Consider the following 15249-nt stretch of genomic DNA (forward strand, 5'->3'; position numbering starts at 1 on the left):
AATGAAGCCATCAGCGTGTCCATGGTCTCAGCACATTCCATTGGCGGGTGCTATCGGCCCAGTGAACCACCGGCAGCACCAGCCGCTGCAGCGTGGCGGCCGCGCCGGCCACGGCAAGTGCTGCAAGCGAGCGGCGCGGAACCGTGTCGGCGAGAAAGGTGCGCGCCGACTGGAAGCTCATCTGGCCGATCTGCAGCACATCGTCGCCGCGCCCGTAGTCGAGTTCCTTGCGGCAGAACTCGTTAAAGGTCTCCTCGCGGTGCTTGGCCGTCTCGTCGAAGGTTTTCTTCAGATCGTCCGAGCCGCCCGTATAGGCATTGGTGATGACGAAACGCTCTTCGTCGAAACCCGCTTCGGGGCCGACGCCGAAGACATGGCGGTGCCGCGCCATGATCTGCCGCGCCAGAAGCACATGGGTCAGCGAGCGCCGCGCGCCGGCATGCGGTCCGGGAAACACATTGCTGAACGCCTCCGCGACCATGCCGACGACGGCCGGCACCTGGCTGACGTTGGAGATCCAGATCGGCCTGAACTGGTTGCGCAAAAACATCAGGAAGCAGGTCAGGCCGTAGAGGATCCAGCTGAGACCGCGGCTGCGCTCGTCCGGATCGATCATGACCAGACCGAGGTGCAAGACTTCATAGGGCTTGCCGGCCAGCGAAATCTCCATCAGCGCCAGCGCGTTGAAGGCGATCGGCCGCCCGTCGCTGCGGCGATAGACGATGGTGATGATGGAATGTTCCAGCCGGCTGCGGTCACCGGAAAACACACCGTAGGTCAGGCTGCCGACTTTCAGCGTCTTCGACGCCACCAGCCGCAGATCGCTGCTCAACTGCTCCAGCTCGGCCGCCTTCATCCAGCGCCCGGGCCGCTCCACGACACGCGTCTCGTAGTCGGCGGATACGCGCATGCGCACATCCATGAACCGACCCGGCAGCAGCTGCAGAACCGCCTTGAGCACTATTTTTCCCCGTGGCAAGAACTCCGACCGTATAGTGGCCGCCGTCCACCTAAGACGCGGTAAACCCGAGACGGCAGTTCTTGGTTGTACTCAACAAAGTAAAAGAACAGCTGCCAGCCAGTGCGGGCTCAGCTTTCCGCAGCAACCAGATGGCCGCCGCCGACATCGTTCAGCGCCAGCTTCAGCGGCGCCTCCCCGATCCTGCGGGTGGCGCTTGGGATTTCCTGGTCGAGGCGCGCGAAGCGCGTTCTGCGCTGCGCCGGATCGGGCACCGGCACGGCGTCGATCAGCCGCCTGGTGTAGGGATGGCGCGGGTTGGAAAACACCTGGTCGCGCGTGCCCATCTCGACGATCTGGCCGAGATACATGACGGCAACGCGGTCGGAAATGTTCTCGACCACCGCCATGTCGTGCGAGATGAAGAGATAGGCGACGCCGAATTCGCGCTGCAATTCCTTCAGCAAATCGAGCACACGCGCCTGCACCGAGACGTCGAGCGCGGAGACGCTTTCGTCAGCGATGATCAGTTTTGGTCGTAGCGCCAGCGCTCGGGCGATGCAGACGCGCTGGCGCTGGCCACCGGAGAATTCGTGCGGGTAAAGCTCCATCTGGTCGGCCGACAGGCCGACACGCTCGAACAGCGCCCCCACTCGTTCGCGGCGCTCGTCCTTGGAGGCGATGCCATGAATCACCAGCGGCTCGGCGACGAGCTCGCCGACGCGCATGCGCGGATCGAGCGAAGCGAAGGGATCCTGGAAAATCATCTGGACGTCACGGCGCACCGCCTTGCGCTCGTCGCGGCCAAGACCGGAGAGATTGCGCCCGCCAATGACGATGTCGCCGCTATACGGCGCCAGTCCGGCCAGCGCCTTGGCGGTCGTCGACTTGCCGCAGCCGGATTCGCCGACCAGAGCAAGCGTTTCGTTGGGCGCAATCGAGAAGCTGACGCCCTCGACGGCGTGGACGCGGCGGGTGACCTGGCCAAAGATGCCGCCACGCAGATCGAAGCGGACATGCAGGTCGTTGATCTCGGCGACATTGGCCGGTTTCAAGACGTCAATCGCATCCCTGGATTTCTGTCGACCGACGCCACTGCCGATGCGCGGCACGGCAGCCAGCAGTTCGCGCGTATAGTCGGCCTGCGGCTGGACAAAAATATCCGATGTCGTGCCTTCTTCGACCATGCGGCCGTCGCGCATGACGATGACCCGGTCGGCCATTTCGGCAACCACGCCCATATCGTGGGTGATCAGGATGACGCTGGTGCCATGCTGGCGCTGCAGGTCGCGCAACAGCTCCAGCACTTCGCCTTGCACGGTGACGTCGAGCGCCGTCGTCGGTTCGTCGGCGATCAGCACGTCGGGCTCGAGCGCCAGCGCCATGGCGATCATCACCCGCTGGCGCATGCCGCCGGAGAGTTCGTGCGGAAACTGCTTTAACCGGCTTTCCGCCTCCGAAATGCGCACCGCCTTCAACGCCTCGATGGCGCGCCGGCGGGCTTGCGCCGACGACAGGCTGGTATGCGCCTCGATTGATTCGGTGAGTTGCCGGCCGATCGACAGAACCGGGTTGAGCGAGGTCATCGGCTCCTGGAAGATCATGGCGATGCGGTCGCCGCGAATGCGCCGCATCTGGCGTTCGTCGAGGGTTGCTAGGTCGGTGTCGCCCCGATTCCCATCCCGAAGACGGATCATGCCTGACGATATGCGCGCCGCCGGCTGCGGCAAAAGCTGCATGATCGCCAGCGCGGTCATCGACTTGCCGGAGCCGGATTCGCCGGCAATGCAGAGCGTCTCGCCGCGCGCCAGCGTCAGCGACAGGTTGGAGACGACATCGCGCTCGCCGTCCTCGCCGCGCACGCTGACGGAGAGGTTGGCGATGGAGAGGATGGGGTTGTCGGCGAGGGTCATTGTGGGTGGAGCCCTGCGACGGATTGGTTCCGTCGCACCATTCGCACAAACCTTGGCGCTGACCCCCACCCGGACCTCCGGTCCGACCTCCCCACAAGGGGGAGGTAGGGTGGCAGCGCTTTACCCTCCCCCTTGTGGGGAGGGTCGCTGCGAAGCAGCGGGGTGGGGGTGCGGCGCCGACGTACCGTCATTCAAACACGCAACGCGGAAAATAGAACGACACCACCCAGTTCGGCATGTCGACGATCTCGCTGATGCGCAGGTCCCCGCACACCGAGGCCAGCATATAGGCCTCGACCGGATCGATCTGGTATCGCCCAGCGAGCAGATCGACCATCTGCGCCACCGCCTCCTTCGCGCCCGCCATCAGATCCGGCCCAATGCCCGTCGTCACCTCGTAACCCTTGGCGTCGAGATGGCGCGTCACCGGGCCCGGCGTGGTGAAGCGCGGCGTCTTCAGCCTGGCGTCCTTGACAAGGTCGAGCTTGAGCACGACGTCCATCGGGCTCTCGATCGCCGTGCCGCAGACCTCGCCATCGCCTTGTGCGGCGTGCGTATCGCCGACCGAGAACAGCGCGCCGGCCACCTCAACCGGCAGATAGAGCGTCGTGCCGGCAGCGAGATCGCGGATGTCGAGATTGCCGCCGACCCGCCGTGGCGGCACCACCGAGTGAAGCCCCATCTCAGCCGGCGCATTGCCGATGGTGCCGGCGAACGGCTTCAGTGGCACGCGCGCGTTTTTCCCGAACAGCGCCGGTTCGAGCGCGGCTGCATCGTATTTCCAGATGTTCAGCGCCGGTTCCGTGAAGTCATCGGCGAGCAGGCCGAAACCCGGAATGTTCGCCGTCCAACCGAAACCGGACGGTTTGAACATCTCGATCGTCACCTTGAGCGCGTCACCCGGCTCGGCGCCCTCGACGAAGATCGGCCCGGTCACCGGGTTGACCCCGGCGAAGTCGAGCTTGACGATTTCGGCGACCGTGCTGTCGGCGTTCAGCTGGCCGCCGGCGGCATCGAGGCACTGGAACTCGATGGTCGCGCCGGGCGCCACCCGCTCGGCCGGGGCAAAGGAATTGTCCCAGCCGAAATGGTGATTGCGCCCATGGATGGTGTAGTCGCAGTTATTGCACATCTTTTACGTACACATTGTCGTAGTTGATCGGGATATGGACCGGGTCGACATAGAGGTTGTCGGCACCGCCCATGCGCGCGGATTTCATGGTGAAGCGCTGTTCGTTGAAGACCGGCGCCCAGGGCGCGTCTTCCATCACCTTGTCGTAGATGGCGCTCCACATCTTGTCGCGTTCGCCGGCCTTGGCGGGATCGACAACCGAATCGGCCTCGGCCGCCTTGGCGTCGAGATCCTTGTTGCAGTACCACGACCAGTTCCAGCCGCCCGGCACCGCGCCGGCGCAGCCGAGGATCGGGCCGTAGAAATTCGACGGATCGGGGAAGTCGGCGATCCAGGCCATGCCGCCCGACCAGATCATCGGCGCGCCGGCCTTGTCACCGCCGGCGGCAATGACATTGGCCTGCGCCAGCGACTGGATGCTGGCCTTGATGCCGATGGCCGCCAGGTCCTGCTGGATCGCCTGGGCAATGCGCGGGTTGGGATCGGTGTTCATGGCGAACAGCTGCGTGTCGAAACCATCGGGATGACCGGCCTCGGCCAGCAGCGCCTTGGCCTTGGCTACGTCATAGGGATAACCTTTGTATTCCTTGTCGTAGCCTGGCATCGACGGTGGCAGCGGCTGGTTGGCCGGCACGGCGCGGCCGTTGATGATCTGGATGATGCGCGCCTTGTTGAGCGCCATGTTGACGGCCTGACGCACCTTCACATTGTCGAACGGCGCCATGGTGGTGTTCATGGTGACGTAGCCGGTGTGCAGCTGACCGCCTTCGACGACGCGCGCCTTCTGCTCGGGATCGGCCATTACCTCCTGGAATTTTGCCGGCGGAATGCCGTCGCCGGGCACATCGATCTCGCCCTTCTGCAAGCGCAGCAGCGCCACGATCGGTTCCTGGCCGATCTCGAAGGTGATCTTGTCGAGATGCGGCAGGCCCTTGTGCCAGTAATCCGCATTGCGTTCGAAAACGATGCGCTGGCCCAGCGTCCACTCGGCGAGCTTGAAAGCGCCGGTGCCCACCGGATGCTTGCCGAAATCGGCGCCGTATTTCTCGACCTCTTCCTTCGGCACGACATGGGCGAAGTTGATGGCCATGACATGCAGGAAGGTGGCGTCGGGCCGGGTGAGTTCGAACTTGACCGTGTAGGGGTCGACGACAGTGACGCCGGACAGGCCTTCGGCCTTGCCGGCTGCGACATCGTCATAGCCCTTGATCGAGCCGAAGAAGCCGGCGCCGGGGCTCTGCGTCTTCGGATTGGTGACGCGGTCGAGCGAATATTTCACGTCGTCGGCCGTCATCTCGCGGCCATTGTGGAATTTCACGCCATGGCGCAGCTTGAAGGTGAAGGTCTGGCCGTCGGGCGAAATCTCGTAGCTTTCGGCGAGGTCGGGCTTCAAATTGGTGGTGCCCGGCTCGTAATCCATCAGCCCATCGAACAGGCTCTTGATCATCGACCAGTTCTGCCAGTCATAGCCGATCGCCGGATCGAGGGTCGCAACATCGTCCTTGTAGGTGATGGTGATGGCGCCGCCTTGCTTGGCGTTGGGATCGACCGTGTCTTCGGCGCGGACGCTTGTCATGCCGAGCATGAGGGCCAAGGCCGATGCCGCGACTGTGGATGCGAGAAACTTTTTCATTGTTGTGTTCCCTTTCTCTGTTTCATTTTCATCTGAGCTTGATGCGGGGATCGATGAACGGCGCGATGATGTCGGCGAGCAGATTGCCGAGCACGATGGCGAAGGCCGAGACCAGCGTGACGCCCATGATGATCGGAATGTCGACGCGCTGGATCGCCTGCCACGCCAGCTGACCGATACCCGGCCAGCCGAACACGCTTTCGACGACGACGATGCCGCCCATGAAGATGCCGATGTCGATGCCGATCATGGCGATGACCGGCAGGATGGCGTTGGGCAAGGCATGGCGGAATATGATGGCGCTGCGCGCCAGGCCCTTGGCCCGCGCCGTGCGGACATAATCCTGGCGCAGCACGTCGATCATCGACGAGCGCATCATGCGCGCATACCAGCCGGCGCCGAGTACGCCCATCGTCAGCGACGGCAGCACCAGATGGCGCCATGTGCCGTAGCCGCCGATCGGAAACCAGCTCAGCCGCACGGCAAAGACGTAGAGCAGCAACAGGCCGACGACGAATTGCGGCGCCGAGACGCCAACGAAGGAGGCCACCATCAGGGTCTGGTCGGTGGCGGTGCCGCGCTTGACGGCGGCGATCAGGCCCATGGAGAGCCCGATCAGCAGTTCGCACAGGATGGCGCCTACCATCAAAAGCAGGCTGGCCGGCAGCCGCGAGACGATGAGCTCGGTAACCTCCGAGCGCTGTATGTAGGAGCGGCCAAGATCGCCGCTGACGAGCTTCGTCAGGTAGTGCCAATACTGGACCACGAAAGGCTGGTCGAGGCCGAGTTGCTGGCGGATGTTTTCCACCGTCTGCGGCGTAGCACTGCGGCCGGCAATCTGCCGCACCGGGTCGGCCGGCAAGAGGTAGAGCAGCGCAAAAGTGATCAGCGAGACGCCAAGCAGGATGAGCAGCGACTGGATCAGCCGGCGGCCGAGATAGGCGATCATGACCGGCCCCCCCATTATTCCCGGCCCCTTTGCGTCGGATCGAGGATGTCGCGCAATGCGTCGCCGATCAGGTTGAAGGCCAGCGCCAACGCCAGGATTGCGGCGCCGGGGAAGAACACCAGCCAGGGCGCGGCCTGGAAATAGGTCTGGTTCTCGAAAATGATGTTGCCCCACGACGCCGTCGGCGGCTGCACGCCGATGCCGAGAAAGGAAAGCGTCGCCTCCAGCAGCACCGTGGTGGAAATGCCGAGCGTGCCCCAGACGATGATGGTGGGCAGGAGATGCGGCAGGATGTGGCGAAACAGGATGCGCGGCGCGCCGGCGCCGATGCTGCGCTCGGCATCGATGAACTCGCGTTCGGCCAGCGACGATGTCTCGGTGTAGATGACACGCGCCGTCTGCACCCAGTTGACCAGCGCGATGACCATGGCGACGATCCAGAGACTCGGCTGAAACACTGCCGCCAGGCAGATGGCGAGCAGCAGCGCCGGGAACGCCATCATCAGATCGGTGAAGCGCATCAGCGCGCTGCCGATCCAGCCGCGGAAATAGCCTGCGGTGACGCCCACCAAAGTGCCGATCAAAAGCGCCACGCCATTGGCGACGATGCCGATGATGAGCGAGGTGCGGGCGCCGTAGAGGATGCGGGTCAAGAGGTCACGTCCGAGCAGGTCGGTGCCGAGCCAGTACTGGGCGCTGGGCGGCAGCGGCGAGCCGTCGATGGTCAGGCCGTCGAACATCTGCTCGTTGGGATCGTAGCCGGTCAGCCGGGACGCCAGCACAGCGCCGGCGACAACAATGGCGACGATGACCAGCCCGAGCAGCGCCAGGCGGCGTTTGACCAGCCGACGCCAGACGCCGGCGCGCGGTTTTGCCGGCATGCGTACCGGGAGATCAGGCGCGATGGGACTGGTCATCGCCGCCTTCCTCATCCGTCATTGCCACGATCCTGCGCGCGGCATCCTCGACGCTGATCTGCCAGCTCATCGCCAGCGATCGCAGTTGTGCATAGGCACGCTCGTCATCGCTGCCTTTCGACAGCGCCGTCACCGCGCGCACAATGGTCTGGCGCTCGGCGACGCGCTGGCGCAGCGACGCTATCTCGCCGGCTAAATGCTTGCGTGCCTCGAAGCTCTGCCTTGCGATCAGCAATGCGCTGTACACACCGGCATTGCCGACCGGCTTCAGCAGCTGCGCATCGGCCTTGTGCGACAGCGCCCATTCGATACGCCCCGGCGCCTCGGAACCGATCAGCGCCACCAGCGGCATCGGCGCCTCGCCCGGCTTCCACGGGAATTGCTCGTCAAAGCCGAGATCGGCATCGAAGAAAACGAAATCGGCGGCGAGAGCTTCCGGCGGCAATTCCGGCCAGCAGTCGATCGTAGCCAGGCCGATGGCCGACAATTGCCTGGTGATGGCCTGCACCGTCGGATGCGGGCGATGCAGGATGAAAGCCCGCGCGCCGCCGAGATTGGGGATGCGCGTCCGGGTCATGACACCACCCTCAGGCGCGGACGGCCGAATGTCTTGGCGGGGTCGTAGCGCGACAGATAGGGATCCGGCGCGACCTCATCCTCCTGGCTGACGACCTCGAAGAAGCCATCGGCGATCCGGCCGATGATCACCGGCAGCGTCGCGTGCTGGGAGTGGGCGTCGATGGCGATCGGCCCGAGCCGGGTGGAGAAGCGTCGCTCGGCGAAGGCTTTGGAAAATTCCGCCGGGCCGGCATCAGTGTCGCGCGACAGCACGTCGGCCATCACCTGCACCGAGGCATAGGCGGAGGCCTCGAAGGACGAAGCGAAGGCAGCCGGCCGGGGCGCGAAATAGGGCCCGACCGACAGATGCCCTTTCCCTGTCTCGCCGATCGCCGGCAACTCGCCTTCGGTGAGGTTGCAGGAGATGACGGGGCAGTTTTCCGGCCTGAATGCCGCATCCTCATCGCCCAGCTCGCGGTAAGCCGCCAGGAAGGCGTAGGATGAGGTGCCGATCAGATTGTTGAGGATGAAGCTCGGCCGCGTCGCCCGGACCTCGGCGATCAGCCGCGACACGTCGGTCTCGCCGATGCGCAGATAGCGCTCGCCCAGCACTTTGCCGCCGGCATCCGCGATCAGGTCGCGCGCCACGCGGTTCATCTCCCAGCCCCAAATGTAGTTCGAGCCGAGCAGGAAGCCGTTGGCGCCGAAACGCGGCACGACATGCGCCATCAGCGGAACCAGATGCTGGTTGGGGCAGGCGTGCATGTAGACGACATGCTCGTTGGCCTCGAACCCTTCATAGGGGCAGGCATACCAGAGCATGCCGCCGGCCTTCTCCAGCACCGGGATGGCTTCCTTGCGGCTCCACGAGGTGACGCAACCGACGACATGGCGGGCACTGCTGGTCCTGAAAATGTCCTCGCACAAAGTCGCGTAGCGATCGGCATTACTTTGCGGATCGCGCTCTACCGGAACCAGTTCGATGCCATAGGTCCGATCGGCATTGATGTCGGCGATGGCGCGCATGGCGCCCATCCGGCACGCATCGGAGACCAGCTGGTAGCTGCCCGAGCGGGAATACAGGATGCCGATCTCGATACGCCGTTTCAAACCGATCCTCAGAAATGACAATGCCCCGCAGCCAGCGCCGGAGGGCGAGGCATACGAGGCATGTTTGCCGCCCGGCGACCAAGGCCGGTATTTTGCGCTAGCGTATTCGGTCCGGCGGGTCAGTCAAGCGGGAAAGTACGTGGTCATGGGATCGGCCTTGTCCGGCTGCTTCTAGTTCCGCAGCGTGAACATCAAAGGCGCCACGACAGCCGTACCGGCCTTCTCAGGCGGTGGCGCGGGCACCGTCGCACCCTGCAGAATACCGAGCGCGGCGCGATCGAGATCGGCGTCCCCCGAAGATCGTGTCAGCCGGACGGAGGTCACCTTGCCCGAAGCGCTGACGACGAAGGTCACATTTGCGGTACCCCCGGCGCGCCGCGACCTTGCCGCGCTCGGGTAGCGCTTGTGCCGATTGATCCATCCGATCAGCTGGGAGTTCCATTTGCTTGCACTGACTGATGATCCTCTCGATTGCGAAGCCTTCGGCGCCGACGCCTTCGCCGCTGCCTTTTGATCGACACTGGCGGTCACGACCGCTTTCGCCGGCGCGGCCTTTTCCTTCTTCTCTTTCGGTTTCGGCTTGGGTTTTTCGGCAGCCTTCTTCGCCTTCTCGATCGGCTTGGTCTCCGCCGGCGTGGTCTCCACCGGCTTGGTCTGGGGCGGCGGAATGACCACATCCGGCGCTATGGTCGGGACGATGTCGGGCACCACCTCATCCAGCGGCGGCGATTGATCGGGCTGCTCGGCCGCTGCCGTCTCGATCGGAGCGGCGGGTTGAACCGCTTCCGTCTTCTCGGTGACCGGCTCCGGCTGACCGGGCTCGGGCTCCACGACGGGCTTGAGTTCGGCAACCGCCTCCTCGATCTGGTTCGGCGGCTCGGGCGTCACCACGTCGGCCATCGAGTCCTCCTGCACCGCCGGCGCCACCATCATCGGCGACAGCTCGATAGCCACGGCCGGCGGCGGGCCGCCATCGGCCATGTTGGCCAGGCTGAAGCTCTGGACGGCATAGACGATCGCGACATGCGCGCCGACAATGACAATGGCCGCAGCCGCCCACAAGCCAATTTCGCGCACGCCGGCGCGCGGCGCCGCGGGGGCGGCGGCGGCCAGTTGCGTCACGGGGCGGCGCCCGGGTGCGCCGCGGATGCGTCCGCCGGCACCGTCTCCAGCCCCACCAGCGCGATCTTCAGATAACCGGCGCCGCGCAGCAGGTTCATCACCTCCATCAGCTCGCCATAACCGACCGCCTTGTCGGCACGCAGGAAGATGCGGGTCTGCTTGTCGCCCTTGGTTCTGCCGTCGAGCACCGCGGCGAAAGCCTGGCGCGGCACGCTGTCATTGCCGATCGCCAGCGTCAGATCGTCCTTCAGCGTCAGGAACAGCGGCGTTTCCGGCCGGGGTGCTGGCGTCGCCGTCGAACCCGGCAGATCGACATTGACGTCGACTGTCGCCAAAGGGGCAGCGACCATGAAGATGATCAGCAGCACCAGGATGACGTCGATGAACGGGGTGACATTGATCTCGTGGTTTTCTTCGAGATCGCCATCGATAGCCTCGCGAATTCTAGCCGCCATGGCCCATCACTCCGCCGCCAGCGCGGGCGCCTGCGGCACCGTGCGGAAATCGAGATCGCGGCTGACCAGCCGTTCGACCCCGGCCGAGGCATCGGCAAGAATCTGCCGGTAGCCCGCTATCGACCTTGCAAAGAGGTTGTAGATGACCACTGCGGGAATGGCCGCGACCAGGCCCATCGCCGTGGCGAGCAGCGCCTCGGCGATGCCGGGCGCGACGACCGCGAGGTTGGTGGTCTGCGCCTGCGAGATGCCGATGAAGGCGTTCATGATGCCCCAGACGGTGCCGAACAAGCCCACGAAGGGCGCCGTCGAGCCGATCGTCGCCAGCACGCCGGTGCCGCGCGACACGCGCCGCGCCGCCGCCGCCTCGATGCGCGACAGGCGCGACGTCACGCGTTCCTTCAGCCCGTCGCCGGTAACATGGCCAAGCGCACCGGCCGAAAGGGCAGTCTCTTCCTCGGCTGCCCGCACCAAAAGCGCACCGGGGCCGCCACTGTTGCCAAGCGAGCGCCCGGCCTGGCGCAGTGTGGCGGCATTGCCGATGGCGCGCGCAGCGCGCCGGGCGCCGAGCTTGCCGAAGAGAATCTCCAGCGATTTGGCCAGCCACACCGTCCAGGTGACGAGCGAGGCGAAGGCCAACCCGATCATCACCGCCTTGACGATGATGTCGGCGGCCATGAACATGCCCCAGGGCGACAGATCGTGCGGCAGCGTCAGCGATATTGCCGAAGGCTCGGCCTGCGCGGATGCACCGGGCTGGTTTGCCGGCTGGGGCGCGGTCGGCGCCGCCTGCCCGGCAGTTGGCGAAGCCGGCGCGACAGGCGCAGCCGTGGCGGGCTGTTCGACTACGGTTGGCGCCGACTGGGGATCTGCAGCGGGCACCGTCGTCACCCTGGGCTGCGTGTTTGGCTGCTCTTGCGCAGCAGCGCTGCCGGCCGACAGCATGACCGCGGCCAGCGCCGCCAACAAACCATTTCTGGACACGCTTCGTCCTCGCTTCGTCATTGCACGTAACCGATCGGCTGGCCGGTGACGGGATGCGGGAACACCCCCATCTCGACCCCGAAAACTCCAGCCACGGATTCTGGCTTCTCTCAAACGCGGCACCGCCGCTGGAAAACAATTCAGGCGGCCGAGTGCCCCTGCTTGACTATAAAACATGAGCTTTGCAGTCAACAAACAAGATGGCTTTTTGGCCGACGATTGTGGGCGCGATGTCTCAACGGCACATCGTCCTGGCATCGGTCTACCTGGTGTCGTCGCACCGAGGGATGGACGGCCCAGGGTTGCTGGGCCACGATGCCGAGCAGCAATTGAGGCAGGCTGCGATGATCAAGGCGATACCGTTCGATTTCCCCTATGACGGCCGGCTGGTGCCGGCAAACACCGCGCTGCTGGTCATCGACCTGCAGGAGGATTTCCTCTCGCCGACCGGCTATTTCGCCAGGAAGGGTTATGACCCCGCGCCGCTGCGCGCCATCCTGCCTACGGTCAACCGACTGATATCAGCGGCACGCGCGGCCGGCCTCACCATCATTCACACCAGGCAGGGATATCGCGGCGACATGGCCGACATGACGCCGTACGAGAGATGGCGCCGCAAGCGGGCGGGTCTCGAAGGCACCGACGTGCTGCTGCGCTCCGGCCCCGGCTTTCAGATCGTCGCCGACATCGACGTCGCGCCGCACGACATCATCGTCGACAAGACCTGCAACAGCGCCTTCACCTACACCGACCTGGAACTTGTGCTGCGCGCACGCGGCATCACCCATCTGATCTTTTCCGGCTGCACGACCGATGTCTGCGTGCACACGACGCTGCGCGAGGCCTGCGACCGCAATTTCCAGTGCCTGACCATCGCCGATGCCTGCGCCAGCGGCGACCAATACGCGCATGACGCGGCGCTGCATATGGTGACGGTGGAGGACGGGGTATTTGGTACGCTGACGGAATCTGACGCGGTGTTGGAGGCGCTGGCAGTGCTGAGTGGTGATTAGACGCTGGCGGGACAGCACCCCTCTGCCCTGCCGGGCATCCCCCGCAAGGAGGGCGATCAGACATCACGTCGGCTTTCGCCAATTACCAACGTTGAGAGCCGGCGCTCAAGCTGCCAATCTTCCCCTTTGAGGGGGAGATGTCCGGCAGGACAGAGGGGGGTGCTGTCCCCGCCGGCGTTCCCGATCGCGATCTCGCTACCCAGCTGCGTGAATATCCGACCCGCCCCGCGAGGCAAACGCGCCGGGCTGCGGCACCTCCGCCTCACGGCGTGCCAGCGAATTACGCAAGAGCGCGATCGTCTCGCGGCCGACGCCGGCGATCTCGCGCGGCCTGTCGACGCCAACGATCATGAACTCGCTGATGCCCAGCGCCGCATAGGACAGCAGCGACAGGGCGATCTGCGCCGGTGGTCCGGAAAGTTCGACCGCCTTGTGTCCGACGGTAGAGGCGCCACCCTCCGAGCGGACCCGGACCGGAAGCGCAAAACGCAGCTTGCCGGCGCGGCCATGCTCGGCGGCGGCGCTGCGCGCCCGTTCCATCAGCTGGCGGATCTCGTCGGGCGAACCAGGCGCCAGCTCGAAGACGTCGGCATGGCGGCCGGCGACCTTCAGCGCCGTGCCGGACTGGCCACCCATGCGGATGGTGATATCGACGCCATGCGGCCCCTTGCGCGGCACATAGCCACCCTTGATGCTGTAGAACGCACCTTCATGGTCGAAGGGCCGGTCGTTCGACCACAGCCGCTTCAGCAGCACCAGATATTCGTCGATGCGCTGCCAGACCACGGTGTGGCCGACCGGACGCGTCTCGGCATCGTCGTCATCCAGCGGCTCGCTCAGCATCCTCAGCGCCAGCCGGCCGCCGCTCCTGGCGTCGAGCGCCGCCAGTTGCCGCGCCGCAACCGCAGGCGCGATCACGCCGGCCCAGTGCGTCAGCACCACTTCCAGCGACGAGGTGCGGTCCAGCGCCTGGGCGGCGATGTCCATATTGGTCAACAGCCCGGCCGGGTCGTCGACGACGATGTTCTGGAAGCCGGAATCCTCGATCAGCGACAGCTTTGTCGCCGTCTCGACGAAATCATAGAAGAACGGAACGGCCGAACCGGCGTCGGCGGCATGCGTTTTACCGGGAACATGCGTGAACTCGATCGGCATTGCCATCTCCTCCATCACGTTGGATGTATGTCGCCCAAAAGTGGCCCCGGTTTTTGAGACGACGACATGCGTAAAAACAAGCGGTCAGCGCCAAAGCGCATCCGCATTCGGTTCATCAACTCCGGTCACTCACTGAAAGCGATAGGTCGCCACCCTTCGGCCTGAACGGGTCAGGGAATCAAGCCGAGCACGACTGCCCCGGTGAACACGAACGCAAGGGCAAAGACGAGATAGGCGAAGGCGCCGGCATAGGCCGGGCGGAAAGCCTGGCTATTGGCCAGCCTCTGGCTGGTGCGGTCCGTCTCGGCGTTCTGGATATAGGACATATCGACCTCCGTCTTGCGGATTAATCTATAAAATCAGTAGACTTTGTCGAGTGCTATTTTTTGGCGATATGTAGAACGATTTTCTCAGTATGCCTTATTATTTGGTTTTGGATTGCTGGGGGACCCCTGCTGGCGACAAGCGAGCGACAAGCTTGGCCGACGTCTGCATAGGCGATAGCATCGCCATTCCGGCATAAATGCGGATCATTTCGATCGGGAACGGGAACAGAACATGGGTACAAGACTAGCCGGCAAGATTGCAATCATCTCGGGCGGCGCGACCGGAATGGGCGGAGCGGCCTCGGAATTGTTCGCCGCCGAAGGCGCCAAGGTGGCGATCATCGACCGCAATGGCGAGGCGGCGGCAGCCACTGCGGCGGCGATACGCGCGCGGGGACATATCGCCGAACACTGGGTGGCCGACGTCTCGGACGAGGCGCAGGTCGAGGCCGCAGTGAAGGCGGCGACTGCCAGGCTCGGCCCGGCCACGGTGTTGTTCAACCATGCCGGCACCATCGTGATAAAGCCGTTCCTGGAGACGACAGCGCAGGAATGGGACTGGCTGCATGCGGTCAATGTCCGCTCGATGTTCCTGATGACGCGCGCCGTGTTGCCGGGCATGATCGCTGCCGGTGGCGGTTCGATCGTCTGCACCTCGTCGATCTCGGCTGTGGCGGCCACACCCATGGAGGTGCTCTACGACACCACCAAGGGCGCCTGCCACATGTTCGCGCGCGCCATCGCAGTCGAATTCCGCGACCGCAACATACGCTGCAACGCCGTCTGTCCCGGCTTCATCCGCACGCCGCACGGCCTGCGCGAGGTCGCCGATCTCGGCAAGCTCGGCGTCGACGTGTCGGACGCCGCATTGGCCGCACAGCAGGGCCGCATCGGTGAGCCGGAGGAAGTGGCCAAGGCAGCGCTGTACCTCGCCAGCGATGAGTCCAGCTTCGTCAATGGCACGCATCTGTTTGTCGATAATGGTTTTACGGCGATGTGAGTATCCCAGGCTTGGCGCCCTTCC

Annotated in this window: 15 protein-coding genes; 2 read left to right on the top strand and 13 right to left on the bottom strand. The window is 64.7% G+C overall.

What is annotated here, in order from left to right:
- Positions 1-10: 10 nt before the first annotated feature.
- The 11 genes from NKI37_RS23060 to exbB all read right to left on the bottom strand — a co-directional run bounded on the left by NKI37_RS23060 (position 11) and on the right by exbB (position 11731).
- Positions 11-961 (bottom strand): hypothetical protein, encoded by a 951-nt coding sequence (locus tag NKI37_RS23060; RefSeq protein ID WP_031196424.1) that lies wholly within the window; start codon positions 959-961, stop codon positions 11-13.
- A gap of 128 nt (positions 962-1089) precedes the next feature.
- The gene (locus NKI37_RS23065; protein ID WP_023715886.1) at positions 1090-2871 is read right to left on the bottom strand and encodes an ABC transporter ATP-binding protein; all 1782 of its coding nucleotides are present in this window, start codon (positions 2869-2871) and stop codon (positions 1090-1092) included.
- 187 nt (positions 2872-3058) lie between these two features.
- Positions 3059-4003, bottom strand: a complete 945-nt coding sequence (locus NKI37_RS23070) for an acetamidase/formamidase family protein (protein WP_352787126.1) — start codon at positions 4001-4003, stop codon at positions 3059-3061.
- Positions 3993-5588 (bottom strand): ABC transporter substrate-binding protein, encoded by a 1596-nt coding sequence (locus tag NKI37_RS23075; RefSeq protein ID WP_444849001.1) that lies wholly within the window; start codon positions 5586-5588, stop codon positions 3993-3995. Before NKI37_RS23075 ends, NKI37_RS23070 begins: the two co-directional genes overlap by 11 nt.
- A 76-nt stretch (positions 5589-5664) precedes the next feature.
- Positions 5665-6585 carry an ABC transporter permease gene (locus NKI37_RS23080; protein WP_023742169.1) on the bottom strand — a complete coding sequence of 307 codons (921 nt, stop codon included), beginning with the start codon at positions 6583-6585 and terminating at the stop codon, positions 5665-5667.
- A gap of 14 nt (positions 6586-6599) precedes the next feature.
- Complete coding sequence (locus tag NKI37_RS23085) at positions 6600-7502, bottom strand: ABC transporter permease (RefSeq protein ID WP_352787128.1); 903 nt, start codon at positions 7500-7502, stop codon at positions 6600-6602.
- Positions 7480-8079, bottom strand: a complete 600-nt coding sequence (locus tag NKI37_RS23090) for an ANTAR domain-containing response regulator (RefSeq protein ID WP_023715884.1) — start codon at positions 8077-8079, stop codon at positions 7480-7482. The genes NKI37_RS23085 and NKI37_RS23090 overlap by 23 nt, the downstream gene beginning before the upstream one ends.
- Positions 8076-9170: a transporter substrate-binding protein gene (locus NKI37_RS23095; RefSeq protein ID WP_352787129.1), complete on the bottom strand. Its 1095-nt coding sequence runs from the start codon at positions 9168-9170 to the stop codon at positions 8076-8078. Before NKI37_RS23095 ends, NKI37_RS23090 begins: the two co-directional genes overlap by 4 nt.
- A gap of 171 nt (positions 9171-9341) precedes the next feature.
- A complete protein-coding gene (locus tag NKI37_RS23100; RefSeq protein ID WP_352787130.1) occupies positions 9342-10292 on the bottom strand; it encodes an energy transducer TonB family protein in 951 nt (316 codons plus the stop codon).
- A complete protein-coding gene (gene exbD / locus NKI37_RS23105) occupies positions 10289-10747 on the bottom strand; it encodes a TonB system transport protein ExbD (protein WP_023726082.1) in 459 nt (152 codons plus the stop codon). The genes NKI37_RS23100 and exbD overlap by 4 nt, the downstream gene beginning before the upstream one ends.
- Positions 10748-10753: 6 nt before the next feature.
- Positions 10754-11731 (bottom strand): tonB-system energizer ExbB, encoded by a 978-nt coding sequence (gene exbB / locus NKI37_RS23110; protein WP_352787131.1) that lies wholly within the window; start codon positions 11729-11731, stop codon positions 10754-10756.
- Between the two features lie 344 nt (positions 11732-12075).
- Between exbB and NKI37_RS23115 the strand changes: the two genes are divergently transcribed.
- Positions 12076-12744, top strand: a complete 669-nt coding sequence (locus NKI37_RS23115) for a cysteine hydrolase family protein (protein WP_023686098.1) — start codon at positions 12076-12078, stop codon at positions 12742-12744.
- A gap of 195 nt (positions 12745-12939) precedes the next feature.
- On the opposite strand, the gene NKI37_RS23120 is transcribed toward NKI37_RS23115, so the two are convergent.
- Together NKI37_RS23120 and NKI37_RS23125 are read right to left on the bottom strand one after the other, a co-directional pair.
- Entirely contained in the window at positions 12940-13899 is a 960-nt protein-coding gene (locus NKI37_RS23120; protein WP_023732922.1) for an LLM class flavin-dependent oxidoreductase, read from the bottom strand.
- 170 nt (positions 13900-14069) lie between these two features.
- Complete coding sequence (locus NKI37_RS23125; protein WP_023670454.1) at positions 14070-14225, bottom strand: hypothetical protein; 156 nt, start codon at positions 14223-14225, stop codon at positions 14070-14072.
- Between the two features lie 232 nt (positions 14226-14457).
- Between NKI37_RS23125 and NKI37_RS23130 the strand changes: the two genes are divergently transcribed.
- Positions 14458-15225, top strand: coding sequence for an SDR family NAD(P)-dependent oxidoreductase (locus tag NKI37_RS23130; protein ID WP_027050522.1), 768 nt, complete (start codon positions 14458-14460; stop codon positions 15223-15225).
- Positions 15226-15249: the final 24 nt, after the last annotated feature.

Source organism: Mesorhizobium sp. M0626, assembly GCF_040320665.1.
GTDB lineage: Bacteria > Pseudomonadota > Alphaproteobacteria > Rhizobiales > Rhizobiaceae > Mesorhizobium.

What these genes read in the sequence shown, in the direction of transcription:
- NKI37_RS23065 (WP_023715886.1), bottom strand. Translation starts at nt 2,871, where the DNA reads ATGACCCTCGCCGACAACCCCATCCTCTCCATCGCCAACCTCTCCGTC.
- NKI37_RS23070 (WP_352787126.1), bottom strand. Translation starts at nt 4,003, where the DNA reads ATGTGCAATAACTGCGACTACACCATCCATGGGCGCAATCACCATTTC.
- NKI37_RS23075 (WP_444849001.1), bottom strand. Translation starts at nt 5,588, where the DNA reads ATGCTCGGCATGACAAGCGTCCGCGCCGAAGACACGGTCGATCCCAAC.
- NKI37_RS23080 (WP_023742169.1), bottom strand. Translation starts at nt 6,585, where the DNA reads ATGATCGCCTATCTCGGCCGCCGGCTGATCCAGTCGCTGCTCATCCTG.
- NKI37_RS23085 (WP_352787128.1), bottom strand. Translation starts at nt 7,502, where the DNA reads ATGACCAGTCCCATCGCGCCTGATCTCCCGGTACGCATGCCGGCAAAA.
- NKI37_RS23090 (WP_023715884.1), bottom strand. Translation starts at nt 8,079, where the DNA reads ATGACCCGGACGCGCATCCCCAATCTCGGCGGCGCGCGGGCTTTCATC.
- exbD (WP_023726082.1), bottom strand. Translation starts at nt 10,747, where the DNA reads ATGGCGGCTAGAATTCGCGAGGCTATCGATGGCGATCTCGAAGAAAAC.
- NKI37_RS23115 (WP_023686098.1), top strand. Translation starts at nt 12,076, where the DNA reads ATGATCAAGGCGATACCGTTCGATTTCCCCTATGACGGCCGGCTGGTG.
- NKI37_RS23120 (WP_023732922.1), bottom strand. Translation starts at nt 13,899, where the DNA reads ATGCCGATCGAGTTCACGCATGTTCCCGGTAAAACGCATGCCGCCGAC.
- NKI37_RS23125 (WP_023670454.1), bottom strand. Translation starts at nt 14,225, where the DNA reads ATGTCCTATATCCAGAACGCCGAGACGGACCGCACCAGCCAGAGGCTG.
- NKI37_RS23130 (WP_027050522.1), top strand. Translation starts at nt 14,458, where the DNA reads ATGGGTACAAGACTAGCCGGCAAGATTGCAATCATCTCGGGCGGCGCG.